The organism is Lactobacillus melliventris (assembly GCF_013346935.1).
In the GTDB taxonomy this organism is placed as follows: Bacteria; Bacillota; Bacilli; order Lactobacillales; family Lactobacillaceae; genus Lactobacillus.
This window is the reverse complement of sequence record NZ_JAAEEB010000009.1, coordinates 18,203-44,143: the sequence shown is the minus strand read 5'-3', so window position 1 is coordinate 44,143 and position 25,941 is coordinate 18,203. Positions and strand designations below refer to the sequence as shown.

The window sequence follows — 25,941 nt, the reverse complement described above, 5'->3', positions numbered from 1 at the left end:
TTAAGATAATAATTGTGCTAAATGTGATATTGGTTAGATGACCATTGTTTTATTATTGGAAAAAGCAACAGGATTTTTTACTACTTAATACCTAAGTAAAAGCCCTTAAGGGATTTTTTACTTGAGCAAAGGTATTTTAGTTTTAGGCAGATTGACCTTTAATTCTTCAAATGAAAATGGCAGCAGCAAAGAAATTTGATAAGCGGTTAAATGTAAATATTCTTTGTTTATAAAAGTGGGATTATACAAAGGATCACCCACAATCGGACAACCTATTGCCGCTAAATGAACACGGATTTGGTGTGTTCTTCCTGTTTCTAAGTCGAGCTTAATTAAAGCAGTATTATTGCTAAAGCACTTTAGAATTTGGTAATGTGTGATTGCATTAAGTCCGTCAGCAACAATCTTGCGCTTGCGCTTATCAAGTGGATCTCGTCCAAGGGGCAGGTTAATTATGCCAGTATCTGCTATTGGCTTAGTCATATTGACTACTGCCAAGTATTCACGGTGAAAAATTTTACTGCTTAATTCACGATTTAAAATAGGAACAACTGCCGGATTCTTAGCAACCAAAAGTAAACCACTGGTTAGCATATCCAAACGATGTACAATAAAAGGAGAGTACCCTAAATAAGTAGCACAATCATTCAAGGCAGTGTTGGTTTCATTTAAGTTAGGATGTGTTTTTTGTCCTGCTGGTTTATTAATAATTAACAGATTTTGATCTTCGTAAATCACTTCTGGCATTTGTCCGCTTGCTGGGTAAGTATTTTGACTACTCTCAATGTGTTTTAGCCACAGCTCAATTTTATCGTCTGGAAAGACCATTTGATTAAAATAATGATAAGTGCCGTTAATCAAAATCTGGTGTTCAGTTCGTAAGTAATGACGCCATTTGCGTGGGATCAGCAAAAGACGCAATAAGTCGTTTACTGAGCATGGTTTGAGATTTTGGGGAAAATTAAATGTAAAATAATAGCTCATAAATATTTGTTAAATCTTTTTGAAAATAAAAGTAATATCCTCTAATATGATACAATTTTAATTGTTTCTAAAGGAGCAGATAAAATGGAAAACAATGAACCAAAGAAAAACGAGAAACGTGGCTTATGGTACCGTTTTGATCATCGTTTTTTTATCGGTCGCTGGATCATTTTGATTTTGCTTACCGTCATTCTCTTGGTTTGTACTTATTATACCGTTAAAGTTAAAACATCCAATATATCAAATTTAAAAGCGTCATTACCTGTTACGACGGGAATTTATGACCAAAAAAACCAACGAGCAGGCTCATTATACTCACAAAAGGGAACTTATGTTGAATACAACAAAATTTCACCTAACGTGAAAAATGCTGTAATTTCGACCGAGGACAGGACTTTTTGGAAAAATCCCGGCTTTAGTATTAAGGGAATGGGGCGTGCCGCTCTAGGTATAGTGCTTAATCACGGGCAAATTGCCGGAGGCGGTTCAACTATCACCCAACAATTAGCTAAAAATGCCTTATTAACTCAAAAACAAACATTTTCGCGTAAAGTTGAGGAACTTTTCTTTGCTATCGAACTTAATCATGTTTATTCCAAAAAAGATATACTAACGATGTATCTTAACAATTCTTATTTTGGTAATGGCGTCTGGGGCGTAGAAGATGCCAGCCAAAAATATTTTGGCAAGAATGCCAGTCAGCTGACAGTTGGTGAAGGTGCCACGTTAGCAGGTATTTTGCGTAATCCTAGCAAGTATAATCCCATTGATCATATGTCTTATGCTTTATCGCGACGCAATTTAATTTTGAATTTGATGGTTGATAATAAAAAATTATCAAAATCACAGGCTGAAAGCGAACAAAAAATTGGTTTAACTTTACGTGATACATATCATAATAAAGATGGTTATCGTTATCCCTACTTCTTTGACGCTGTCGTGGATGAAGCAATTAATCGCTATGGCTTAAAAGAAGAAGATGTCATGAATAAGGGCCTGAAAATATACACTACTCTTAATCAAAATTATCAGAGTCAGCTGCAAGAAAGGTTTAACCAGGATTACTTATTCCCTCAAAATGCCGCTGATGGAACTAAAACTCAGGGTGCTACTGTAGTGATGGATCCTACTACTGGTGCAGTCCGCGCTGTGGTAGGAGGACGGGGCAAGCATGTCTTTCGCGGTTATAATCGCGCGACACAAATGAAGAGGCAACCTGGTTCTTCTATTAAACCTATTGTTTCTTATGCGCCTGCCTTGCAGCAAGGATATCATTATGATTCCCAGCTTTCTAACAAACTGCAGCGCTTCGGGAAGAATGGCTATCAGCCCCACAATGTTGACAACGGTTATTCGGATAAAATTCCTATGTATGTGGCTTTGGCGCAGAGTAAAAACGTGCCTGCTGTTTGGCTATTAGACCGCATTGGAGTAGCTAAAGGTGTCCAGTCTGCTAATAATTTCGGCTTGAAGGTAGCAAAAGAGGATCAAAATTTAGCTTTGGCTTTAGGCGGATTATCGACTGGTGTTTCACCTATTCAAATGGCTCGTGCCTATTCGGCTTTTGCTAATAAAGGTAACTTACCGAATAATTCTTACTTTATTACCAAAATTACTGATGCAAGTGGCAATGTGATTGCGGAAAATCACGATACAGGTACTCATCGAATTATCTCTGAAAATACTGCTAAAGAGATGACCACAATGCTGTTAGGAGTATTTGCAGGCGGTACAGGAACTTCAGCTCAACCTGCCGGATATCGAGTTGCCGGCAAAACCGGTTCTACCGAAGTTCCTAATTCATACGGTTTTGGCACTAAGGACCAATGGATCGTTGGTTATACTCCAGATGTTGTTGTAGCAACTTGGGTCGGCTTTGATCGCACTAATCAGCAGCATTTCATGCACGGTGTATCCGAAACTGGTATCACAAGGCTTTATAAAGCTGAAATGGAAGGTATTTTGCCGTATACAGCACAAAATCAATTTAGAGAACAAGCGCCAAGGCAAATTATTCAAAATAACGGTGCTGGTACTGATTGGACGCAAGGTTTTGGTAAAAAAATTGAAAAAGGGCTCGGATCTGCCAGTGAAAAGATTAATGAATGGTATAATGACATAAAAGGACTTTTAGGTCACTAATTAGGAGGAAAAAATATGATAAATATTTACGATTCAGCAAATCAGGTGGCGACAGATTTCCAAAAGCTTGATGAATTTAAGGCTTTAGAAAATGCTGTCAATGCCGTGAAAAATAATGAGGAAAGTGCAGCTATATTCAAGCAAATGGATGAGATGCAAACTAAAATCATTAATTCTCAAACTGAAGGAAGAGACTTTCCTAAGGATTTAGAGGAAGATTATAAAAAGTTGAATGAAAAAGTGCAAAAGAATGATCAAATATTGCAACTTTTGCAAGCTGAACAGGCTGTCTCTAAAACAATTGAAGATGTTCAAAAGGCAATTACCAAACCCATTAATGACCTTTATGACGGCCTTAGAAATTAAAAAATAACGATGAAATTTATCCATTTTGCTGACGCACATTTAGATAGTCCATTTTTGGGACTATCTTTTTTACCATCTAAGAGCTTTAATCAAATTCAAAAAGCTCCAATGCAATCTTTAACTAACATTGTCGACTTAGCTATTAGGGAAAATGTTGATCTAGTCTTAATTGCCGGCGACACTTTTGATAGTTTCAAGCCTAATCCCAGCGCCCAGATTTTTTTTGCGCGCGAAATTGAGCGGCTAATCACAGCTGAAATACAAGTAGTTATGGTTTTAGGTAATCATGATCATATGGCAAAAGAAGACCTATTGGTGCCTGAAAGCCCGTATTTTAAATTATTAGGTGAGGACGAAAAAGTTGAAACTGCCTCTTACACTACCAGAAGTGGTTTTGACTATGATGTGACTGGTTTTTCATATTTGGCCAATCACATTACAGATGATCTTGCTGCCCAATTTCCTCCTAAAAATAATCGTTACACTTTTGGTATTATGCATGCTCAGGAAAGGGCAGGTTTGAGCTCTCAAAATGTATATGCTCCATTTACCTTAAGTGAATTACAAAATCTTAATTATGACTATTTTGCTCTGGGTCATATCCATTTAAGGCAAATATTGTCAGAAACGCCACTAATAGTTTATCCTGGTAATATTCAGGGCCGTCACATTAACGAAACTGGTCCCAAAGGCTGTTATTTAGGCACTATTGATGAACAAACAAAGAAAACCAAAATTCATTTTGTTCAGACTAATCTTATTACTTGGGATAAAAGGCAGCTTGAATTAACTAAGCCAATAGCAAAAACCGAACTGGAAAAGATGATAATTAATTGTTTGTCAGCGACTACCACTAGCTATTTTTGCCTGCAAATAATCGGTGCAGATTTTTTAAATGAAAAAGAAGCCGAATTAATTCAAGACAGTGATTTTTGGCAAATGATTTCAGAAAAACTTGCTCATGGTTCTCAACTAGTAGATGTGCGTTTCATTAATGGGAGCAAATTAGCTGTTGCTGTTAATGATCAAAAATATTTTACACAGGCTGAAGAAGAGATTTTTACCCCGGATCAATTTGCCCAAATTAGTAAAGACTGGTCCTTAAAAACTGAGTTTACCAATAATTTGGCCCAGGACCCAAGTTTTATTCAGGAAGTTAAACAACTGGCAGAAGTCAAGCTGAACAGTAAATTGAAAGGAGTCAATGATGAAATTAATTAAACTTAAAATAATTAATTTTGGTCAATTTTCAAATTTCACTTTTGATTTACTTAATCCCGACGTTAACGTCTTTTATGGTACAAATGAAGCAGGGAAAAGCACAATCGTTGCTTTTATTAAACAAATTTTGTTTGGCTTTCATCTTGCTTCACACAATTCCCCTTTTTTTGAAAACTACACTCCTTTGGCCCAAGTTAGCCCAATGGGAGGGTATTTGCTTTTTGAAAATGAAAAAGGACAGCGCTTTGAACTGGAACGCCTATACGCCCACGGCAAAGGTTCTAAATTGGGCACACTAACAGTTAAATGTGACAATCAAGTAGTGCCCGAAAATGTTTTTTTTGACCAAATAAAGAATATTGACGGTGACTTTTATGCCGACAGTTTTATCTTTAACCAGGATATGTTGACAAAAGTTGACCAGATCAAGCAAAATGACTTATTAGAACGTATATATTACTTGGGCGCAGCCGACAGTGACAAATTGATAACTGTGCGCGATAATTTTGCCAAAAATGCTGATAGTTTATTTAAAAAGAGGGGCAGAAAACTTCCGCTTAACCAACTTTTACTGCAGATTCAAGAGCAGCAAAGTAAAGTCAGTGATTCTGAAAATGAATTTTCTGTGTATAAAGAGCTGAATAGTGACTTAAAAAAACAAGAAGAGCTGCAACACCATGAAGAAGCAAAAAGACTAGATCTGCAAAGAAAATATGACAACTTGGAAAAAGTTGAAAAGCTTGTACCCAGTTACGAAAAATTGCAGGATTTACAATGTCAGACCAAAGCAATTCATTTTGACTCGGAGCAATATCAATCTGCACAAAATTTAGCAATTCAAGCAGAAACTTTGCGTAAAAAACAACAAAAAATCACGGAAAAGCTAACTGAATATCCCCAAGTTAAAGATGAGGATATTAGTGAAACAAAGCTGCTGCAAAAGAAGCCGGAAATTTTACAGTGGCAAGCGGAATATCATAGCTGCTTACAAAAAGAGACGCAAATTAAAAGCGAACAACAGCAGCTTATTACTCTTGATCCCAACCTGAACAAAATTGCTGCATTGACTCAAGAGCAAGTAATTAAGTTGCAGGAAGATTTTCACAAATTACCGCTAAAAGAAACAGTTATCAACCAGGATAAAAGTAATAAGCCTAAGCAATTTCTTTTACTGGGTGGAACTATTTTCATTTTAGGACTAATTTTATTGTTCATTGCTCGTGCCCTTGGTTTTTTGGCTGTTGGTGTTGGTGCAGCTTTTGCAGTGCTTGGTTACTACCAGCAAAAGCAAGTGCAAAAATCAAATGAAGCACAGTCTGAAAAAAGCAGAAAAGTTAAAGAGCAACGATATTTATTTGAGCAACAATATGGCATTGATCCTAGCAATTTAGATCTTAATAATTTGATCAACGAATGGCGACAGTACCAGGTTTTATCTCAAAACTTAAAGAGAAACCAGTTACGTAAAACAGAAATATCTGATTTGCTCACGCCCTTTGCAATGCAGTTAGGTCAAGAACTGAAACAAGCAATAGGTACTAATTTTTCTGATGTATTGACTGCATTAGATCAACTTGCTGAAAAAATAGACACGGATCGTAAGCGCAGAGAAGAGCAAAATAGTTTAAAAAACAATTTAACTGAAAATAATGAAGAACTCCAAGAAGTTAATGTTAAATTGAAAATGATTTTGGCAAGAGCTCAAGTTAGCAGCTTAGATGAATATCGAGAAATTCAAAAACAAAAGGTGAGACAGGATAATATTAAAAACCAAATTAGTGCTCTCAAATCCAGTTTGCAAAGCGACCTTATCCAGCTGCAAGAATATGTACAAGATAAAAGTAGTGGACACAAGAAATTACAGGATTTAGCTGCTCAAATTTCCTTACTAAATGAAAATATTAACCTTTTACAAAGTAAAAAGGCTGAAACTAAAGTCAAGATGGAAAATCTGGCCAGTTCAACGGCGGTATTCGAGGAAAAACAAAAATTAGCAAACTTAAGAACCAGACTTAGAAATTTAAGCGCGGAATATTTGGCTAATTTATTTACTGCCAAGTGGATTAGCCGCGCACTTGATCTTGCATCTAATGAACGTTTTCCGAAAATGCTGATTAATGCTAAAGAATATTTGCGACTATTAACAAATAATCGGTATAATAATATTGAAATAGGTAAAAAAATAACGGTTACTCGTTTTGATGGTAAAAAATTAGCGGTGGAATATCTTTCTCGTGGTACCTCTGAGCAACTTTATTTTGCTTTGAAATTGGCTTTTGTTGAACAAATAAAGGATCAAATTAATTTACCAATTTTGATTGATGACTCTTTTGTTAACTTTGATGACCAAAGGATCAATGAAATTGAAAAGTTGCTGCAGACAATTGCGCAAAGCAACCAGGTATTGATCTTTACTGCTCAAAAAAGCCTTGTTGATAAACTGCAATTACAGCCGCTAACTTTTAAGAAAGGAACCGAACATGTATAAACGTTTGCTGGATTATAATGATGGCGAAGAGTTAGAACTGGTCGTGTTAATTAAGAACTCGCAACTAAGACATACCAAAAAGGGTAAGCTCTATTTAGCAATGTCATTTGGTGATTCATCTGGTGAAATTCGCGGTAATTTTTGGGATGCCAATGACCAAGATGCCTCTACATTTAATTCAGGAACAATTGTTGAACTTAACGGCAAACGGGAAGAATATCAGGGGCAGCCACAAATAAAAATTTATAGTCTACGGGTTGTTGGCCCTGAAGAAGGTTATGATCTCAGGCAGTTTATTAAATCAGCCCCAGAAAAAGTTGCTGATATGAAAGAAGAAATCAATCAGTACGTTTTTGAAATTTTGAATCCAACCTGGAACCGGATAGTACGGTTTTTATTAAAAAAATGGGACAAGCGGTTCTTTGAGTTTCCAGCTGGAAAAAGTAACCACCATGCCGTGCGAGGAGGTCTGGCATACCATACATTATCAATGTTGCGGGATGCTAAAGGCCTGGCAAATAATTATGCGCAAATTAATCGTTCATTATTATATGCTGGCTGTATTTTACATGATATGGGTAAAGTATTGGAATTAACTGGTCCGGCTGCCACTCAATATACTAATGAAGGTAACTTGATTGGCCACTTGGTTTTAATTGACGAGCAAATAATGTTAGCGGCGCAACAACTAAATATTGACCTTGAATCTGAAGACTTGCTTTTATTGCGTCATATGGTTTTGTCTCATCATGGTAAATTTGAGTATGGCTCACCTAAATTGCCGGCACTCCTTGAAGCAGAATTGTTACATCGCATTGATGATTTAGATGCGTCAATTTACGCTATTACTAATGCTTTACAACATACACGACCGGGCAATTTTACCGAAAATATTATGAGTCAGGGTGGCCGGAAATTTTATAGACCTAAAGATGATGAATCTTTAGCTAAATCACATAAATTAGAATAGTTCCTCAGAGCATCTGAGAAACAAATAACTTTATTGAGGGTTAGCAAAAAATATAAAATATTAGCTTTATACTTACAAACGGAAAGCTAGAAAGCAGCTAAAAGTACGACATTACTTTTAGCTGCCTTTTCATTTGCCTTAATTGAAGCAGAATTTCTCGTTCACGCAACATTTTGATAAGTGTAAAAATAATTTTGATCAAACTGCTTTTTTATAATCTTAAAAAATATGATGCTGTGATTTTCATGAGAGATGGGACTATCACAGAAGAAGGTTCTTATGAAGAATTGATTGAGCAAAAAGGTGATTTATATAATCTATGTAGTTTAACTGCTAATTAGTTAGTAAATTGTGTCAACTTAGTTATTCAATCAGAATATTTTAGAAAGTTACTATAAAAACAAATATTAGATGAAAATTATTTCAATGTCAGCTGAAGCTTATAATAAAAAATTATCATTAAAAGAAAAAAATTAATGCAAAAAAATCCCGTTAGCCGCCATTTATAAAAATGACTGTTAACGGGATTATTATATTCTCATTATTGAGCCGATCTTAACTGCTATAGTCTTAATTACTTCTTATTAGTAGAAGTAGAAACATATGCAGCTAAAACATCTTTAAGATCATTATCCTTTATGTTGACTCCCGCCTTTTTAATAACCTTGGCAAGGACGTCATGCATGGTTTGTTGATCTTGAGACATTGATTGATAAATTTGATCATCAATTTCTTTTTTATGTGAAGCAAAAGAACCTTTGGCAGGGTGTTTAATCATTCTAATTACGTGGTAGCCTGATTGAGATTTAACGGGGCTCTTCGTAGTTTCACCGGTCTTTAGCTTAAATGCTGCATTTTTAAAAGCAGGATCTAAACTAGTATCAGTGGAATCAAATGCTGGCAGTTTACCTTCATTACTTTTGGTTCCAGTATCTAAAGAATACTTTTTAACTAGGCTCTTGAAGCTTTTACCATTCTTTAATTCTTTAGTAATTTCTTCGGCTTTAGATTTCTTAGAAACTAATATGTGTTGCACTGTAACTTTAGGCTGATATGCTTTCCAGGCTTTTTCTTCTTGGCTCTTTGAGATCTTTTTAATATCTTTCAAGGCGGCTTCGGTCAGCAAGTTTGTTTTTAGGTTTTGCTTGAAACTTGCAGTAGTCATACCATTTTGTTGCAAAACGGCATCAAACTGACTACCATATTGTTTCTTATAGTTGCTATATTGTTTATCAACTTGCTTTTTTGAAACCTTATTGCCATATTGTTGCTCTAAAACACGATTAATAATCATATTTGCCAAAGCGGTTTTACCAGCCTGAGATTTTTTCATATCATCATAATACTCTTGCTGGGTAATCTTGCCGCCTTTATAAGAAGCAACAGTTTTGCCACCATTAGAACAAGCAGCTGTTGATAATGCCATACCGGCTACGGCAATCACAGCTGCAGCTTTTTTAATATATTTTTTCATAAAATAAATTCTCCACATCCTTAATAAATTAAGTCACCGACAACTAATATAACATAAACTGGCAAAACTGGTTTTCATTTTTATTTTTTTAAAACAAAAAAGAGAGTTTCTTTACTATTTTTTAGAACTATTAGTTTCAGTTGCGTTATTGGAATTAATTGTCGCAGTTTTGGCTTTCAGCTTGCCGACGATACGATTAATGCTGATCTGATAATATTCTATTTCGTTTTGTAATTCAGAAACAGCTTTCTTTGCTCGCGGTAAAGATTTTTTTAATTCTTGCTGAGCAGTTTTAAATTTACTACTTGCAGCAGAAATGTCACTAATATCTTCTTTTAATGACTTTACTTGCTTTTGCACAGGTGGAAACAGGCGGTTGCCATTTTGATCTTTGAACAGTGAAAGGATCACGCCAAAGCCAGCACCTACAGCCAATCCTAAACTAAAACGTTTCATCTTGTCACCTTAAAATTGTGCTCTAATGGCAGCAGCAACCTTTTCATAATCTTCGTCAGTGTATTTTTCCGCATTGTTACGGGTGGCAATCTTTAAGCCATCACCTTCAAATCGCGGAATAAAATGAATATGTGAATGCATAACTACTTGACTTGCACTGGCACCATTATTGCTGCTAATATTCATACCGGTGATTCTCGAATCAAATTTTTTAATTGCGTTAGCAATGGTAGGAATATATTGTAAATAGCGTTGAGCATCTGCCTGGGTATAATCAAAAAAGTTTGTGATGTGTTTTTTAGGCACCATCAAAGTATGACCAGGATTAACCTGGGATAAATCTAAAAATGCTTTAACATCGTCATTTTCAAAAACAGTGTAGCTGCTGGCTTCCCCTTTAATAATTTTACAAAATAAACAATCTTTATCTAAATCTTCCATTTTAAAACCTCTACATTTCAAAATTTAGTTTCTTTTAATATCATGCTATCATATTAAATGAGTAAATTCATTAAAAGAAAGATAGGAATTATGACTTTAAAAATTGAGCATTTGACTGGTGGCTACACGGGTATACCAGTCATAAAAGATATTAACTTGGAAATAAAACCCGGGGAAGTTTTAGGAGTGATTGGCCTAAATGGTGCTGGTAAATCTACTACTATTAAACATATTTTAGGATTACTCAGACCGCAAAAAGGGAAAATCACTCTAAATGGCATTGATTTAACGGCTGAACCTACTAAATTTAAAAGACAAGTCGCATATATTCCCGAGACGCCAGTTTTATATTCAGAATTGACTTTAAAAGAGCATCTTGACCTGACTATTCTTAGTTACCAGCTAAAGGAAAAACAGGCTTGGGCAAAGGCTCACGAGCTGTTACAGCTGTTTAGGCTGGATGACAAGTTAGATTGGCTGCCGATTCATTTTTCAAAGGGTATGAAGCAAAAAGTAATGATTGTTTCAGCGTTTTTAGCAAATACTGACTTGCTGGTAATCGACGAGCCGTTCACTGGACTTGATCCGTTGGCAGTGGCCAATTTGGTGCAATTGATTAAAGAAGCTGCTGGTCAGGGCAAAATGGTGTTAATGTCAACACACATTTTAGCTGACAGTGTGCAGGCAGTTTCTCGTTATGCGGTCTTAAATAATGGCAAAATTCAAACTGCTGGTACTTTGGCTGAAATTCGCATGCATTATGGCCTAAAGGAGACAGATTCATTTGACCAAATTTACCAAATTTTAAGTCAGGAGCAACAAAATGCGTGATTTGGCTAAAAGAAGGCTGCAGGAAAACTTGCGCCAGTCTTTGAAATACCTAGTATTGGTTTTTAATGATTTCTTTATCCTAGCTCTGATTTTTCTTTTTGGAGCACTCATGTTCTGGTATGCACAGGCAATGAAGACTATGCCTGAAAATCTGTGGTATTACCGTCCCCTAGTTGGTGTTTTGCTGTGGTTGCCACTTTTAATAGGCAAACTGGTAACATTGCTAAAACCAGCTGATTTACAATTTTTACTGCCTGAAGATGAAAATTTAGCATCATATTTGCAGCCAATGCTAAATTACAGCTTGATTGTACCTACAATTTGCTTAGTTTTAATGGCGGGAATTATATTTCCTTTTGCCACGATCAAGGCAAAGATTGAACCGTTAGATTATGTTTTCGCGGTTTTTGCTGTTTTTCTGGCCAAAGTGATGCAGCTGAAAATTATGGAATATAATTTATTTTTTAACCGTAAAATTTCTATCTCAATTTTGAATATTTTCTTACTGCTTTTATTCATTTTGGGAATGTTTAAACCAAAAAGTATGATATTTATTGCTGGTTTGCTGTTAATTATTGTAATCATTTTTATTTTAAAACCGCAACATGCAGCACTTTTTGACTGGCAATTTGCCATCGAGCAAGAAGAAAAACGTAAAAACGTTGTTTATAACGCTTTTAGTATGTTCACCGATGTTAAGGAAAGGCAAACTAATATTAAAAGACGGAAATATTTGGACTTTTTATTACCTCAAAATTTGGCAAGGGAAAATCCTAATAAGTTTTTGTATAGGCGCTCAGTTCTGCGCAATCCGGAAAACATTAATCTAGTAGTTAGAATGACTGCTTTTGCAATTCTAATTTCGTGGTTAGTGCAGAATTGGCTTTGGGCATTAGGCTTGTCCTGCTTAGTAGTATTCTTAACTATTTACCAATTAGTACCGATGGTTGATGAATTTGACAGCAATGTCATGTATCGTGTTTATCCTATCGCGCGCACTAAACGGGGCTTAGACTTAGTTTCTGCACTTACTGGGATAATGTTGGTACAATGGTTGATTATTAGCATTTCATGGCTGATTACACTGCCTATTAGTTTGCACTTGTTTGAAGCAATGGGGATTTTAGTTGTTTTCAGTTACGCGGTATTAAGGTTATACTTACCAGCAAAAGTAAAGAAAAGGAAGTTGTAAATAAATGAGACTACGTAACAAACCGTGGGCTGTAAAACTTGTGCAAGAGCATCCAGAAAGTGTGATAGATCGTCCAGATCCAACCCAAAAGATTGATTGGTCAAAGCGGTTTGCTGACATTTCAAAACCATTAGAAATTGAAGTTGGTCCGGGTAAAGGAAAATTTATTACTACAATGGCTGAAAAGCACCCTGAAAAAAATTTCGTTGCTCTTGAACTGCAGATGACCGCAGCTGGAATTATTTTACGGTCAAAACTAGCTCAAAATTTGCCTAATTTACAAATTTTATGCGCAGATGCTGCTAATATTGATTGCTTTTTTAAAAAACATAGTGCAAATACCATTTACCTAAATTTTAGTGACCCGTGGCCTAAAACCAGGCACGAAAAGAGAAGGTTAACCTATAAGACTTTTTTACAAAAATACCAAACCGTTTTACAAGAAAATGGTCAGATACAGTTTAAAACAGATAATGCAGGTCTTTTTGCTTATTCTCTTCAAAGTATGAATAATTATGGGATGCATTTTGATTTTGTTACAGTGGATCTGCATAATGAGAAAGAAGATATTTTAACTTCAAATATTGAAACCGAGTATGAGCACAAATTTGCCAGCCAAGGTAACCCAATTTATGCCTTGCATGCTGATTTTGGGGTAAAATAAGTAATAATAAGGATTGAGAGGTTTTTTCAAAATGGAACAAATAAAAGAATTAGATCAAGAAAAATTAGATGATATTACCAAAAATGGTCGTGTGGTTTTGGAATTTTCTGCTGGTTGGTGTCCAGATTGCCGCTTTTTGGATCCGTTTATGCCGGAGATTGAAAAAGATTTTTCTGACAGTAAATTTTATCAAATTGACCGTGACGGTTCTGTAGATGTAGCTAAAGAAATGAATATCATGGGTATTCCTTCATTTGTGGTCTACCAAGATGGTAAAGAAATTGGTAGACTAGTTAATAAGGACCGTAAAACTAAAGAAGAAGTTGAGAGCTTTTTGCGGTCACTGGACTAAGTGAAAGAGGATAATTGATTCATGATTACTAGTATTAATAAACGCAGCTACCCCAATACCTTAATTGTGATTTTAGGTCAGGATAAGGGCAAAAGTGAGTATGAAGAAAAAGGTGATGTCACACGTATTACTGATGAAGAAGGTAATGTGACCGGATATAATTTCTTCAATGTCGACCAGGTAATTGATTATGACAAACTAGCAGACGGCCAAGTCAAGTTGACTAATGACGATTTAGCAGCATTAAATAAAAAGTTGGCAGAAGTTGGTTTTAATGATCAACTTGCTTATGGTAAACCAACGCTGGTTTACGGCTATGTGAAAAGCTGTGAAAAACATCCTGACTCTGATCACTTGCATGTGACCACTGTTGATGTTGGCCATGGTGAGGAACAGCAAATCGTCTGTGGTGCACCTAACATTGCTCAAGGACAAAAAGTAGTAGTTGCCTTACCTGGCACCTTGATGCCAAATGGTCAAATGATTTGGCCGGGTCAGCTGCGCCATGTGGATTCTTATGGGATGATCTGTTCAGCACGAGAACTAGGGTTGCCCCACGCACCACAAAAACGAGGAATTTTAGTAGTTCCAGACGATTTTGCTGTGGGAGAGGCCTTTGATCCTGAAAAATGTGATGAACTTTTGGCAAGCGGGCAGATTAAATTATAAGATTAAAGGACTTTATCAAGTTATTGGTAGAGTCCTTTTTTAGTAATGCAAAGTAAGATTATGATTTTTCATGGCTTTTCAATGATTCTGCTCTTTTTTCGTTAGAAATGGTAAAATAAGAAACAATGATAAAAAATATGGAGCTTGGGAAATGTTAGATAAAAATAAGCAAATTTGGTTTATTGGAATTAAAGGAACGGGAATGGCTTCTTTAGCCTTAGTGTTAAACGATTTAGGCTTTCATGTTGCCGGTAGTGATATCAAAAAGTATACTTTCACACAAGAACCACTTGAAAAAGCAGGAATTAAAGTAACAGAGTTTGATGCAAGTAATATCAAAGACTCGGGTCAGGTCATAATTAAGGGCAATGCTTTTAAAAATGATAACGTTGAAGTTAAAGCTTGTGAAGATAAAAATATAACTTGGCAAAGTTATCCTGATACCGTAGAAGAAATAATCAAGATGCATACTGGTATTGGTGTTTCAGGAACTCATGGCAAAACATCTACTACCGGTCTTTTAGCTCACGTTTTAGGTGAAGCAGCGCCCACGTCTTATCTGATAGGCGATGGTGAGGGTAAAGGAGTTAAAGGGTCACGCTTTTTTGTTTATGAAGCTGATGAATATCGCCGCCATTTCTTGGCTTATCATCCTGATTATCAAATCATGACCAACATTGATTTTGACCACCCGGATTATTTTAAAGACCAGGCAGATTATACTTCAGCCTTTCAAACTGCCGCTGATCAAACTCAAAAAGGTCTATTTGTGTGGGGAGGTAATGACAGACTAAGACAATTGCATTCCGCCGTTCCCAAATACACTTATGGTTTTGAAAAAGATGATGATTTCCAGGTGGTTGATGTCAACCGTACTACTGCAGGTTCAAGTTTTACGGTTTTGAGACAGGGAAAGAAGATAGGTGAATTTACAATTCATCTTTTTGGCGATCATAATATTTTGAATGCTACGGCCGTAATAGCAGTTGCTTATACCGAAAATATTCCTCTTAGAGATATTCAAAAAGGTTTACTTACTTATCAGGGGGCCAAACGACGCTTTTCTGAAAAAGACTTTAAAGATATTAATATCATTGATGATTACGCCCATCATCCAACTGAAATGCGTGCGACAATTCAGGCTGCTAGGCAAAAGTTTCCTCATAAAAAACTAGTTGTCGTATTCCAACCACATACTTTTTCCAGAACGAAGAAATATGCGCAAGATTTTGCAGAAATTTTGCGCGGAGTGGATAAAGCATACATTACTCCCATTTATGCTTCCGCAAGAGAGGCAAATGGAGATATTTCAAGTAGTGATTTAGTAGCCGAAATTCCTGGCTCTGAAGTGATTGATCTTGATAATATTGCTGACCTAACGCAGAACAAAGACAGTGTCATTGTTTTCATGGGCGCAGGCGATATCCAGAAATACGAAGATGCTTTAGAAAAATTACTAAAATAAATTAAGTTATTAAGATCGAGTTTCAAGACTTGATCTTTTTGCTTTATATAACAGTTTTTACATGTCATAAGGTTCAGGGAAATCGGTATTATGCAAGATGAATGGAAAAACTGTTAAAATGGTAGTTGAATAAAGAAACTTGGTTTAAATTTAAGGAGATCAAATGGCTGATAAAAAATTACTTTTAATTGATGGTAATTCAGTTGCCTTTCGTGCTTTCTACGCACTATACCGCCAACTTGAAAATTTTAGAAATCCTGAAGGATTGCACACAAATGCCATTTATACATTTAAAAATATGCTTGATGTCGTGCTGAATGACGTTGAACCTGACCATGTTTTGGTTGCTTTTGATGCAGGTAAAACTACTTTTAGAAATAAGATGTATGCTGACTACAAAGGTGGCAGACAAAAGACCCCATCAGAATTATCTGAACAGCTGCCGTACATTCAGGAACTTTTGCATGATTTGGGCTTGTCTACATATGAGCTTGATAACTATGAAGCTGATGACATTATTGGTACTTTTGTAAATATTGGAGAAAAAGAGGGTTTTAAAGTCACGGTTGTTACGGGCGACAAGGACTTGACGCAGCTGGCATCTCCTCAAACCACTGTGATGGTTACTAAATCAGGGGTTTTAAACTTGGAAGCTTATACCCCTGAACACATGAAAGAAGTTAATGGTGTTACTCCAACTGAATTCATTGATATGAAAGCATTAATGGGTGATAATTCTGATAATTATCCTGGTGTTACTAAAATAGGACCCAAAAAAGCTTCGCAACTTATCCAGGAATATGGCTCAGTAGAAAATTTATATGATCATATAGATGATATGAAGCCCTCTAAAATGAAGGAAAACCTGATTAATGATAAAGATAAGGCTCTACTGGGTAAAAAGCTGGCGACAATTGATCGTAATACCCCGTTAACCATTGGGATTGCTGATGTAAAAAGGCGTGCAGTCGATTATCAAAAATTGCGCAGATTCTATGAAAAAATGAATTTCCGTAAGTTTTTGAGCCAGTTAAACCCTGAAAACGCTGCTCAGCCAAAAGAACAACCCGCACAAAATAATAAAGCAGTTGCTTTTATAGCGCTTGAAGAAAATGATATTAATAATTTTGCAGTTAAAGCTGGCCAAACTATTACTTTTTACTTAGGAATGTTGGGTGCCAATTATCATTTAGCGCAATTTGTTGGCTTTGCCATTAAGATAGATAAGCAAATATATGTGAGTCGCAATGTTGACCTGTTAAAAAAGCCGCAACTTAAGAATATTCTGGAAAATAAGCAAATTACTAAAAATGTGTTTGACTTAAAACGAACTACAGTTGGTTTAAACCGATTGGGTATTCATGCTCGCTCTATTGATTATGATATGCTACTTGCTTCATATTTAATCAATAACGAAAATAATTCTGACGACATGGGTGAAATTTGTCGCATGTATGGTGATAATTCGGTTAAAAGCGATTATGATGTTTACGGCAAAGGTAAAAGCGTCCATATTCCAGAGGACGATCGGGTGTTGTTCAACCATTTGGCTGGCAAAATTGAAGCAATCGCAAACTTAAAAGATACTCTGCTGGCTAAACTAAAAGAACATGAGCAGGACGACCTTTTTGCCAACATTGAAATACCGGTTGCGCGGGTTTTGTCTGTCATGGAAATAAACGGTATCAAAGTCCAAGCTGATACCTTAACGCAGCTCCAAGATGAATTTGCGGTTGACCTTAAGAAAATGGAAAAGCAAATTTATGATGAAGCCGGTGAAGAATTTAATATTAATTCACCTAAACAATTAGGTCATATTTTGTTTGAAAAAATGGGCTTAAAGCCTGTTAAAAAGACTAAAACCGGTTATTCGACTTCAGTTGATGTTTTGAATCAGTTAAAAGATGAAAACCCGATTATTGATCAAATTTTGACTTACCGGCAAATTGCTAAAATCCAGTCAACTTACGTCAATGGCTTACTGGATGTTATCCAAAAAGACGGTCGGATTCATACCAGGTATTTACAAACATTGACTGCTACTGGTCGTTTGTCCTCAGTTGATCCTAACTTACAAAATATTCCCACCAGAACGGAAGAAGGAAAACAAATTAGAAAAGCCTTTGTGCCAAGTGAACCAGATGGCTACATTTTCTCTTGTGACTATTCTCAAATTGAATTACGAGTCTTGGCACAGGTTTCCGGTGACGAACAAATGCAGGAAGCTTTCAGAACGGGTTATGACATCCACGCTCATACGGCTATGAAAATTTTTCATCTGAAATCAACTTCTGACGTTACGCCGTTAATGCGTCGCAGAGCAAAAGCGGTAAACTTCGGTATTGTCTATGGTATTTCTGATTATGGCTTATCTAAAAATCTCAATATCAGCCGCAAACAAGCTAAGGAATTTATTGATAATTACTTTGAACAATATCCGCAAATTAAGGATTATATGGATAAGGCAGTTCAAGTTGCCCGTGAAAAAGGCTATGCCGAAACAATTATGCACAGAAGGCGCTATTTACCTGATATTCATGCCAAGAATTATAATGTGCGGTCATTTGCGGAAAGAACTGCGATTAACTCACCAATTCAAGGTTCAGCTGCAGATATTATCAAGATTGCGATGATTAATATGCAGAAAAAATTGGATGAGATGCATCTTAAAACTAAGATGGTGGTTCAAGTTCATGATGAATTGATTTTTGATGTACCAAAAGATGAATTAGAAACTATTAAAAAGATTGTGCCAGAAGTTATGCAGTCTGCTGTGAGACTTGATATTCCTCTTGTAGCTGATTCTGGTTATGGTCACAATTGGTTTGATGCTAAGTAAGGAGTAATTTTAATGCCCGAAATGCCAGAAGTTGAAACTGTCAGGCGGACACTACTTCCCCTGATTAAGGGAAAAACGATTAAAGAAGTAACTGTTTGGTATCCTAAAATAATAACTGGTGATGCAAAAGAATTTAAAAAGCAGTTAGCTGGTAAAAGAATAGAAACAATTGATCGTTATGCTAAGTATTTGCTTATTCGTCTTAGTGGTCATTTAACTGTGGTATCGCATTTACGCATGGAAGGTAAATATCGTTTAGTCAAAGTAAATACCAAAAAAGATAAACACGATCATGTGCAAATTGTTTTTAACGATAATTCTGCTTTGCGTTACAATGATGTACGTAAGTTCGGGCGCATGCAGTTGATTACAACGGGCACAGAGAAAGAAAGTACCGGTATTGGCAAATTAGGCGCCGAACCAAATTCACAGGCGTTTACAGTTTCATACTTGCAAAAAGGCCTAGCTCGTAAAAAGAAAAATATCAAAAATACCTTGCTTGATCAGTCAGTTGTGGCCGGTCTTGGTAACATTTACGTAGATGAAGTTTTGTGGGAAACAAAAATTCACCCATTAAGTATGGCTAATAGTATCCCAGCAAAAAAAGTAGCAGAACTGCATGATAATATTAATTCGTTGATAGAATTGGCCATAGCAGAAAGGGGCACTACTGTTCATACATATCTTGATGCTAATGGCAAGACCGGCGGTTTTCAAAAAATGTTGCAGGTCTATGGTCATAAAGGCGAACCTTGTGAACGTTGCGGAACCCCTCTTGAAAAAATTAAAGTAAACGGCCGGGGCACTACTTTTTGCCCTAAATGTCAGGTGATTTATAAATGACAACTATTTTGGGCTTAACTGGTGGAATAGCCAGCGGCAAAAGCACAGCAGATATCTTTTTTAAAGAAAAGCACATACCCGTGATAGACTGTGACCAAATAGCTCATGATATTTTAAATGTTGGTAATAAAGGTTATGAATTGGTTAGAAAACAGTTTGGTCTCCAAATAATTAATGAAGATCAATCAATCAACCGATCAGTTTTAGGCCAAATAGTTTTTAATGACGCAAAGCAGCTTGACATTCTTAATAAAATTACCCATCCGTTGATTTTTAAAGAAATACAAGCTAAAATTGCGCTAAACAAGGTTGCTAAAAAGCCTTTAATTATTGTAGATGCACCAGTTTTGTTTGAAGCAAATGGTCAAAAATATTGTGACTGCACTTTATTAATTGCCATACCTGAATCTTTGCAGTTAAAGCGGCTGATGTTAAGGGATCATTTAAGTAAAGATGCTGCTTTGAAACGTATTCGCAGTCAGATGTCCTTGTCTCAGAAAGAAAAACTAGCTGACTTTGTAATTAATAATGTTGGTACAAAGCAAGATCTGAAATATCAACTTGAGCAGTTGCTTCTTAAAATAAAAGAGGAGTATTAATATGGAATGTCCTAATTGTCATAAAAATGCATCAAAAGTAATAGATTCTCGCCCCAGTGATGAAAATCGTGCAATCAGACGGCGGCGTGAGTGTGAAAACTGTGGCTTTCGTTTTACTACGTTTGAAAGAGTCGAGACGACACCACTACTAGTAATCAAAAATGATGGCACTCGTGAACCTTTTAACCGGAAAAAAATTTTACACGGCGTCATGGCTGCGGGACAAAAGCGTCCTATATCTAGTTCGCAATTTGAAGAATTAGTTGATCATGTAGAAAACAAAGTACGTCAGCAAGGAGTTAGTGAGATTTCTTCCAAAAAGATTGGTCAATTGGTAATGGATGAACTGGCTAAAATTGATGATGTCGCTTATATTCGTTTTGCCTCTATTTATCGTGAATTCAAAGATATGTCTAGCTTCATGAAAACCATGGAAGATATGATTGCAAAAAGGGAGAAAGGTAATTAATTATGTTTGAGACAAATGATCCCAAACAACCATTTTTCATTGCTAACAGGGTGGATATTTTTCCGAAGGATTTACGGGTTTTAATCAAATTATACCAGCCGCTCATAGGATCTCTGGCGCTGGCAGTTTATTTAAGCTTAAATGAAGACTATAATCCGCAGGCGATGCTCTCTGATGCCAAAGGTCTCTATTTTTTGCAGGAGCAAGCCGACTGCGATATCAAAAAATTATTTCCCGCGTTGCATAAACTTGAAGCTGTCGGTTTAATTGAAAGCCATTTGCTTGCTAACCAAATTATGGGTCAGGTTTTATGTTTTAAACTTAAAAGTGTTCCTTCCAGCAGTGAGTTTTTTACCACCGCACTTTTAGCAAGTTTATTAAAAGAAAAAGTGGGTGTTACAGCCTTTAATAAATTGAGCCATGAGTTTGCTAGAGAAACTAAGCAAAGTCAAAGCAGTATCAGTGGAATTAAGGAAGCACCTAACGTATCTGCATCCTTTATGGAAGTTTTTCATTTACCTGACCAAGAAGCAATTGATCCTTCTATTGATGTGAAAAAAGCTGCTAAAGAAAACAGTTCTGTTTCTAAAGCTTTTGCTACCGTCAATGATCAAGAGCATATTGACTGGGATTTTATGAAACAGCAATTTGAAATTTATCAAATCGCGGGCAGCGAAATTGATCAGAATGAAGATGCTATTCGAGCTGTTATGCGCATGTACGGACTTTCCGAGCAAGAATTTGTTGATGAAGCAATACCTTGCTTACATGGTGATTATCATTTGAATATGCGTCAAATTAAGCAATCTATCGCTAACAGTATTCATGGAACTGATACGCGCCGGCATTTGCCAAAAAAAGAAGAACTAACAGACAAGCTTGTCAATAATAGTCACTTAAATGAAGATGAACAGCAGCTATTGCAGAAAGCTCAATCTGATACTCCAGCCCAGTTTTTGTATCATTTAAAAACTGAGCGGAATGATTTTGTTGATGCCAGTGAATATCAAGTGCTTGATAATTTATATAACGATAAGGGAATACCGGCAGAATTGCTTAACGTTTTGACTTATGCTTGTTTAAAAAGTGGTCCTAATATCTCTTTTCGCCTGGCAAATAAAATACTTCATGATTGGCTGCAACACGGGGTAAAGACTGCAAGTCAAGCCTTGGAATACATGGACAAGAGAAAAAGGGCACAAGAACAAAGACGAGAGAACAGGTTAAATCAATTTAAGCAGCAATCTAGAAACAAAAAAAAGATCGAAAAAAATATTGATTGGGATAGTAGAAAATCAAAAGCTATTTCAAATGAATCTAATCTTTCTTCGAATGAATTGGAAAATTTTTTTAAAAAGTTAGAAGATAGGAATGGCATGAAGTAGGTGTAGTGATATGCAACCCATTAAAAAAATTATTGATAAAACCAAAAATGCGGAAGAAGAAAGTACTGACTCAATTAAAAAGAAGGTATTAGCTGATCCAAAGGTAAATCAATTTATTAAACAACATCAAGAACAACTTAATGACAGTATAATTGATAAAAGTCTGCCCAGCCTGTTTGAATTTTATCTTAGCCAACATAAAAAAGACCCGGTAACTCAAGGATATTATCCTGATTTAATCATGAATAAAAATGCAATTAGTCTCAAGTTTGTTCCTGAGGACAGTAAGCTGATTCATGATAGAGAAATTAGTATCAAGAAACATTTGCACTTAATTAATTTACCTGAAAAATTGCATGATGTACGATTAAGTCGAATAGATATGACATCCGAAAGAGTTGAAGTAATGACAGCTATTCAGCAGTTTTTATATCAATATTCGCGTGATATCCACCAAAAGGGCTTATATTTAGCTGGAAATTTTGGCGTTGGTAAGACATATATTTTGGCGGGACTGGCGAATCAAGTAGCTGCGATGAACAAATATGTTGTTTTTTTGCATGTTCCTACATTCATTGCCAGTTTATCCAGTCATTTTAATGACAATAGTTTACAAACTGAAGTACAAAAGATTGCTAACGCTGATTTTTTAGTATTGGATGATATTGGTGCTGAAAATTTGAGTCAGTGGTCACGCGATGAGGTTTTAGCGGTAATTTTACAAGCAAGAATGGATAATGTTTTGCCAACCTTCTTTTCGTCCAATTTTGCTATGAATGACTTAGAAGATCATTTTAAAGAGACCAAAAATGCCATTGAACCAGTAAAGGCTGCTCGCTTGATGGAACGAATTCGGGCTTTAGCTAAAGAGGTAATTATTTCTGGGCCTAATAGGCGAACATAAATTTTTACTTTTCAAATTTAATGAAAATATACTTGCATTAAAAAATTATTGGGTTATAATTAACTGCAATGAATGAACATGTTGTAATACGATTCAGAGAGAGAAGCATTATTCTGGAAGCTTCCATTAGTGTTACAACCCACTCATTCGTACCTGAAATTAAAAAATGGGTTAGATCCGTTATAATCTTGAACGAGATAGTCTGGAGTCCAGACTAAATTTTGGGTGGAACCACGTTAATTAACGTCCCAGTGCTTAATTGCACTGGGATTTTTTTATTTATTTGATTTTGGAGGAAAAAATGAGTTTTGCAATTACTTTGCCGGATGGTTCTAAAAAGGAATATGAAGATGCAGTATCAGTTTCTGCTTTAGCACATGACATAGGTACATCCTTAGGTAAGGCTGCTATTGGAGCAAAAGTAAACGGTCAAGTTGTTTCTTTGGATTACAAATTAAATAAAGATGCCGAAGTTGCAATTATTACAGACAGGGATGAAGCAGGCTTAAATATTTTACGGGCTACGGTAGCTTTTGTATTTGAAGCAGTTGCTAAAAAAGCTTATCCTGAGATTCATTTTGGTGAGCATGCGGCGAATGAAGATGGATTTTTGGTTGATACTGACAAGGAAAATCAGATTAAAGTTAACGAACTTCCGGAATTAGAGAAAGCAATTAAAAAGGTTATCAAGGCTGGAAATAAAATTGCATCTTCTTCCATGTCAAAAGCGGAATTATCTGAAATTTTTAAAGATGATCCATATAAGAGTGAATTGCTAAAAGCAGAAAAAGATGACCAAATTCATGTATACAAGCTGGGAGACTTCATCGACTTTGGCTTCGACGCGTTACTGCCTAATACAGGAAAGATTAAGCAGTTTAAATTATTATCTGTTGCTGGTGCTTATTGGAAGGGCCAATCTTCTAACCCAATGCTTCAAAGAATTTTCGGTACAGCCTTCTTTAAAAAAGCTGACTTAGATGCCGATATTAAGCGTCGTGAAGAAATTAAAGAACGCGATCACAGAACAATTGGTCGAGATCTTGATTTATTCTTTGTAGATCCCAAAGTTGGAGCTGGTTTACCTTACTGGATGCCAAAAGGTGCCACGATTCGCCGAGTAGTTGAACGTTACATCATTGATAAAGAGGTCGCTGACGGTTACCAACACGTTTATACCCCAGTGCTTATGAACGTTGACGCTTATAAAACATCAGGCCACTGGGCACACTATCGTGATGACATGTTCCCACCGATGGACATGGGTGACGGGGAAATGCTTGAGTTGCGTCCAATGAATTGTCCGTCACACATTCAAATCTATAAGCATCATATTCGTTCATACCGTGAGTTGCCAATTCGCATTGCAGAACTGGGTATGATGCACAGATATGAAAAATCTGGTGCTTTGTCAGGTTTGCAACGCGTAAGGGAAATGACTTTAAATGATGGTCATACATTTGTAACCTTAGACCAGGTTCAAAGTGAATTCTCTAAGATTTTAACTTTAATTCTGGATGTATACAAAGACTTTGACATTACCGATTACTACTTCAGACTTTCTTATCGTGATCCGAAGAATACTAAGAAGTATTTTGCCAATGATGAAATGTGGGAGAGAAGTCAGTCAATGCTGAAAAAGGCAATGGATGATATGGGCCTTGATTATGTCGAAGCTGAAGGTGAGGCTGCATTCTACGGTCCAAAACTTGATATTCAGACTAAGACTGCTTTAGGTGCTGATGAGACCATGTCCACTATCCAACTGGACTTCATGCTCCCTGAACGCTTTAACTTAACTTATGTTGGTCAAGATGGTGAAGAGCATCGTCCAGTTATGATTCACCGTGGTATTGTTGGAACTATGGAGCGTTTCATTGCTTACTTGATTGAAATATACAAGGGTGCTTTCCCAACCTGGTTAGCTCCAGTTCAAGTTGAAGTAATCCCTGTTAACCTGGATGCTCATTCAGATTACGCTAAGAAAGTCCGTGATGAGCTCAATAAGAGAGGCTTTAGAGCTGAAGCCGACTTACGTAATGAAAAATTAGGCTACAAGATTCGTGAATCACAAACACAAAAAGTACCGTATACTCTTGTTTTAGGTGACAAAGAACTCAAGGACAACAGTGTTAACGTTCGCCGCTATGGTACTGAAGAAGAAGTAGCAAAGAGTTTTGACGAATTTATTCGTGAAATTGAACAAGATGTTAAATCCTATTCACGCAATGAATAAAAGAGTAAAAGCTAATAAAAACAATTTATAAAGATGGCAGAAATAATTTGAAAACTTAAACCATAATATAAAACCGCTAAAATTTGCACGTCGAGTAACAAAATGTAGTGTTGACGGGATGCACTTTTGATTAATTAATCAATTGATAAGAAATAGGTTGGATAGTTAAATTAAAACTGCTAAAAGGAGCATTAATTATGTCAATGGTAGAATTTCATGACGTGCAGAAATTTTATGGCAAATTTCACGCGTTGCATAATATCAATTTACAAATCGATAAAGGTGAAACTGTTGTTTTGATTGGACCTTCTGGTTCTGGTAAAAGTACACTTATTAGAACAATAAATCGGTTAGAATCAATTCAGGGAGGCAAACTGATAGTCAACAATCAGGATTTATCCAATCCCAAGACTGATTCAAACAGGTTGCGCCAAGATGTGGGAATGGTTTTTCAACATTTTAATCTCTATAAAAATAAAAATGTTTTGGAAAACGTCATGTTGGCGCCCAGAATTGTAAGTCATTTACCGGAAGACGAAAATAAAAAGCAAGCAATGCATCTGCTTGATATGGTTGGCATGGCAGATAAGGCTCAAAATATGCCGGCGCAAATATCCGGTGGACAAAAGCAACGTGTCGCTATTGCTCGGTCTTTAGCAATGCATCCCAAATTATTACTATTTGATGAACCAACATCAGCACTTGATCCGGAAATGATTGATGAGGTGCTACAAGTAATTAAAAAGGTAACATCAGCCAGCGATATGACTTCCTTGATTGTGACTCACGAAATGGGTTTTGCTAAAGAAGTAGCTAATCGCGTTATCTTTATGGATCAGGGTCAGATTGTGGAAGATGATGACAGTACATCCTTTTTTAAGGAGCCTAAAACAGATCGTGCTCAACAATTCTTAAGCAAAATAATAGCGCATTAAGATGGAGGGCATTATC

Annotated in this window: 23 protein-coding genes; 19 read left to right on the top strand and 4 right to left on the bottom strand. The window is 36.2% G+C overall.

The window, feature by feature from the left end:
- Positions 1-117 precede the first annotated feature (117 nt).
- Positions 118-984: an RluA family pseudouridine synthase gene (locus GYV61_RS07950; RefSeq protein ID WP_174795411.1), complete on the bottom strand. Its 867-nt coding sequence runs from the start codon at positions 982-984 to the stop codon at positions 118-120.
- Between the two features lie 84 nt (positions 985-1,068).
- Here GYV61_RS07950 and GYV61_RS07945 point away from each other — a divergent pair, with 84 nt between their 5' ends.
- Genes GYV61_RS07945 through GYV61_RS07925 form a run of 5 tightly spaced genes read left to right on the top strand, consistent with a single transcriptional unit; the run spans position 1,069 to position 8,171 of the window.
- On the top strand, positions 1,069-3,126 hold the full coding sequence (locus tag GYV61_RS07945) for a PBP1A family penicillin-binding protein (protein ID WP_046325143.1): 2,058 nt from the start codon (positions 1,069-1,071) through the stop codon (positions 3,124-3,126).
- A 15-nt stretch (positions 3,127-3,141) separates the two neighbouring features.
- Entirely contained in the window at positions 3,142-3,492 is a 351-nt protein-coding gene (locus tag GYV61_RS07940) for a YlbF family regulator (protein WP_174795410.1), read from the top strand.
- 9 nt (positions 3,493-3,501) lie between these two features.
- Positions 3,502-4,713, top strand: coding sequence for a metallophosphoesterase family protein (locus GYV61_RS07935; protein WP_174795409.1), 1,212 nt, complete (start codon positions 3,502-3,504; stop codon positions 4,711-4,713).
- Positions 4,700-7,201: an ATP-binding protein gene (locus GYV61_RS07930; RefSeq protein ID WP_174795408.1), complete on the top strand. Its 2,502-nt coding sequence runs from the start codon at positions 4,700-4,702 to the stop codon at positions 7,199-7,201. The genes GYV61_RS07935 and GYV61_RS07930 overlap by 14 nt, the downstream gene beginning before the upstream one ends.
- On the top strand, positions 7,194-8,171 hold the full coding sequence (locus GYV61_RS07925; protein ID WP_122026246.1) for a 3'-5' exoribonuclease YhaM family protein: 978 nt from the start codon (positions 7,194-7,196) through the stop codon (positions 8,169-8,171). The genes GYV61_RS07930 and GYV61_RS07925 overlap by 8 nt, the downstream gene beginning before the upstream one ends.
- Positions 8,172-8,745: 574 nt before the next feature.
- Here the strand turns inward: GYV61_RS07925 and GYV61_RS07920 are convergent.
- From GYV61_RS07920 to GYV61_RS07910, 3 genes are all read right to left on the bottom strand, one after another.
- Positions 8,746-9,645 (bottom strand): peptidylprolyl isomerase PrsA, encoded by a 900-nt coding sequence (locus GYV61_RS07920; protein ID WP_122026245.1) that lies wholly within the window; start codon positions 9,643-9,645, stop codon positions 8,746-8,748.
- Between the two features lie 114 nt (positions 9,646-9,759).
- Entirely contained in the window at positions 9,760-10,101 is a 342-nt protein-coding gene (locus GYV61_RS07915) for a hypothetical protein (RefSeq protein WP_122037777.1), read from the bottom strand.
- A 9-nt stretch (positions 10,102-10,110) separates the two neighbouring features.
- Positions 10,111-10,542 (bottom strand): HIT family protein, encoded by a 432-nt coding sequence (locus GYV61_RS07910; protein WP_174795407.1) that lies wholly within the window; start codon positions 10,540-10,542, stop codon positions 10,111-10,113.
- Positions 10,543-10,632: 90 nt separating this feature from the next.
- Between GYV61_RS07910 and GYV61_RS07905 the strand changes: the two genes are divergently transcribed.
- From GYV61_RS07905 to GYV61_RS07840, 14 genes are all read left to right on the top strand, one after another.
- On the top strand, positions 10,633-11,373 hold the full coding sequence (locus tag GYV61_RS07905; protein ID WP_110446291.1) for an ABC transporter ATP-binding protein: 741 nt from the start codon (positions 10,633-10,635) through the stop codon (positions 11,371-11,373).
- Positions 11,366-12,565, top strand: coding sequence for an ABC transporter permease (locus GYV61_RS07900; RefSeq protein WP_174795406.1), 1,200 nt, complete (start codon positions 11,366-11,368; stop codon positions 12,563-12,565). The genes GYV61_RS07905 and GYV61_RS07900 overlap by 8 nt, the downstream gene beginning before the upstream one ends.
- Before the next feature lie 4 nt (positions 12,566-12,569).
- On the top strand, positions 12,570-13,229 hold the full coding sequence (trmB, locus tag GYV61_RS07895; RefSeq protein ID WP_046325133.1) for a tRNA (guanosine(46)-N7)-methyltransferase TrmB: 660 nt from the start codon (positions 12,570-12,572) through the stop codon (positions 13,227-13,229).
- A 31-nt stretch (positions 13,230-13,260) separates the two neighbouring features.
- The gene (locus GYV61_RS07890; RefSeq protein ID WP_174795405.1) at positions 13,261-13,581 is read left to right on the top strand and encodes a thioredoxin family protein; all 321 of its coding nucleotides are present in this window, start codon (positions 13,261-13,263) and stop codon (positions 13,579-13,581) included.
- Positions 13,582-13,602: 21 nt separating this feature from the next.
- Positions 13,603-14,250: a YtpR family tRNA-binding protein gene (gene ytpR, locus GYV61_RS07885; RefSeq protein WP_174795404.1), complete on the top strand. Its 648-nt coding sequence runs from the start codon at positions 13,603-13,605 to the stop codon at positions 14,248-14,250.
- A gap of 151 nt (positions 14,251-14,401) precedes the next feature.
- Positions 14,402-15,715 carry a UDP-N-acetylmuramate--L-alanine ligase gene (gene murC / locus GYV61_RS07880; RefSeq protein WP_174795403.1) on the top strand — a complete coding sequence of 438 codons (1,314 nt, stop codon included), beginning with the start codon at positions 14,402-14,404 and terminating at the stop codon, positions 15,713-15,715.
- A 163-nt stretch (positions 15,716-15,878) separates the two neighbouring features.
- A complete protein-coding gene (gene polA / locus GYV61_RS07875) occupies positions 15,879-18,554 on the top strand; it encodes a DNA polymerase I (protein WP_174795402.1) in 2,676 nt (891 codons plus the stop codon).
- A 12-nt stretch (positions 18,555-18,566) separates the two neighbouring features.
- The gene (mutM, locus tag GYV61_RS07870; RefSeq protein WP_046325126.1) at positions 18,567-19,397 is read left to right on the top strand and encodes a DNA-formamidopyrimidine glycosylase; all 831 of its coding nucleotides are present in this window, start codon (positions 18,567-18,569) and stop codon (positions 19,395-19,397) included.
- On the top strand, positions 19,394-19,996 hold the full coding sequence (gene coaE / locus GYV61_RS07865) for a dephospho-CoA kinase (RefSeq protein ID WP_174795401.1): 603 nt from the start codon (positions 19,394-19,396) through the stop codon (positions 19,994-19,996). The genes mutM and coaE overlap by 4 nt, the downstream gene beginning before the upstream one ends.
- A gap of 1 nt (position 19,997) precedes the next feature.
- Positions 19,998-20,465, top strand: a complete 468-nt coding sequence (gene nrdR, locus GYV61_RS07860) for a transcriptional regulator NrdR (RefSeq protein WP_046325124.1) — start codon at positions 19,998-20,000, stop codon at positions 20,463-20,465.
- Positions 20,466-20,467: 2 nt separating this feature from the next.
- Positions 20,468-21,850, top strand: a complete 1,383-nt coding sequence (locus GYV61_RS07855) for a DnaD domain protein (RefSeq protein WP_174795400.1) — start codon at positions 20,468-20,470, stop codon at positions 21,848-21,850.
- A 10-nt stretch (positions 21,851-21,860) separates the two neighbouring features.
- Positions 21,861-22,754, top strand: a complete 894-nt coding sequence (gene dnaI, locus GYV61_RS07850; RefSeq protein ID WP_174795399.1) for a primosomal protein DnaI — start codon at positions 21,861-21,863, stop codon at positions 22,752-22,754.
- 301 nt (positions 22,755-23,055) lie between these two features.
- Positions 23,056-24,990 carry a threonine--tRNA ligase gene (gene thrS, locus GYV61_RS07845; protein WP_174795398.1) on the top strand — a complete coding sequence of 645 codons (1,935 nt, stop codon included), beginning with the start codon at positions 23,056-23,058 and terminating at the stop codon, positions 24,988-24,990.
- Positions 24,991-25,187: 197 nt separating this feature from the next.
- Positions 25,188-25,925 (top strand): amino acid ABC transporter ATP-binding protein, encoded by a 738-nt coding sequence (locus GYV61_RS07840; protein ID WP_274600324.1) that lies wholly within the window; start codon positions 25,188-25,190, stop codon positions 25,923-25,925.
- Positions 25,926-25,941 lie beyond the last annotated feature (16 nt).

Coding starts and splice junctions, on each gene's coding strand:
- GYV61_RS07950 (WP_174795411.1), bottom strand. CDS start 984: ATGAGCTATTATTTTACATTTAATTTTCCCCAAAATCTCAAACCATGC.
- GYV61_RS07945 (WP_046325143.1), top strand. CDS start 1,069: ATGGAAAACAATGAACCAAAGAAAAACGAGAAACGTGGCTTATGGTAC.
- GYV61_RS07940 (WP_174795410.1), top strand. CDS start 3,142: ATGATAAATATTTACGATTCAGCAAATCAGGTGGCGACAGATTTCCAA.
- GYV61_RS07935 (WP_174795409.1), top strand. CDS start 3,502: ATGAAATTTATCCATTTTGCTGACGCACATTTAGATAGTCCATTTTTG.
- GYV61_RS07930 (WP_174795408.1), top strand. CDS start 4,700: ATGAAATTAATTAAACTTAAAATAATTAATTTTGGTCAATTTTCAAAT.
- GYV61_RS07925 (WP_122026246.1), top strand. CDS start 7,194: ATGTATAAACGTTTGCTGGATTATAATGATGGCGAAGAGTTAGAACTG.
- GYV61_RS07920 (WP_122026245.1), bottom strand. CDS start 9,645: ATGAAAAAATATATTAAAAAAGCTGCAGCTGTGATTGCCGTAGCCGGT.
- GYV61_RS07915 (WP_122037777.1), bottom strand. CDS start 10,101: ATGAAACGTTTTAGTTTAGGATTGGCTGTAGGTGCTGGCTTTGGCGTG.
- GYV61_RS07910 (WP_174795407.1), bottom strand. CDS start 10,542: ATGGAAGATTTAGATAAAGATTGTTTATTTTGTAAAATTATTAAAGGG.
- GYV61_RS07905 (WP_110446291.1), top strand. CDS start 10,633: ATGACTTTAAAAATTGAGCATTTGACTGGTGGCTACACGGGTATACCA.
- GYV61_RS07900 (WP_174795406.1), top strand. CDS start 11,366: ATGCGTGATTTGGCTAAAAGAAGGCTGCAGGAAAACTTGCGCCAGTCT.
- trmB (WP_046325133.1), top strand. CDS start 12,570: ATGAGACTACGTAACAAACCGTGGGCTGTAAAACTTGTGCAAGAGCAT.
- GYV61_RS07890 (WP_174795405.1), top strand. CDS start 13,261: ATGGAACAAATAAAAGAATTAGATCAAGAAAAATTAGATGATATTACC.
- ytpR (WP_174795404.1), top strand. CDS start 13,603: ATGATTACTAGTATTAATAAACGCAGCTACCCCAATACCTTAATTGTG.
- murC (WP_174795403.1), top strand. CDS start 14,402: ATGTTAGATAAAAATAAGCAAATTTGGTTTATTGGAATTAAAGGAACG.
- polA (WP_174795402.1), top strand. CDS start 15,879: ATGGCTGATAAAAAATTACTTTTAATTGATGGTAATTCAGTTGCCTTT.
- mutM (WP_046325126.1), top strand. CDS start 18,567: ATGCCCGAAATGCCAGAAGTTGAAACTGTCAGGCGGACACTACTTCCC.
- coaE (WP_174795401.1), top strand. CDS start 19,394: ATGACAACTATTTTGGGCTTAACTGGTGGAATAGCCAGCGGCAAAAGC.
- nrdR (WP_046325124.1), top strand. CDS start 19,998: ATGGAATGTCCTAATTGTCATAAAAATGCATCAAAAGTAATAGATTCT.
- GYV61_RS07855 (WP_174795400.1), top strand. CDS start 20,468: ATGTTTGAGACAAATGATCCCAAACAACCATTTTTCATTGCTAACAGG.
- dnaI (WP_174795399.1), top strand. CDS start 21,861: ATGCAACCCATTAAAAAAATTATTGATAAAACCAAAAATGCGGAAGAA.
- thrS (WP_174795398.1), top strand. CDS start 23,056: ATGAGTTTTGCAATTACTTTGCCGGATGGTTCTAAAAAGGAATATGAA.
- GYV61_RS07840 (WP_274600324.1), top strand. CDS start 25,188: ATGTCAATGGTAGAATTTCATGACGTGCAGAAATTTTATGGCAAATTT.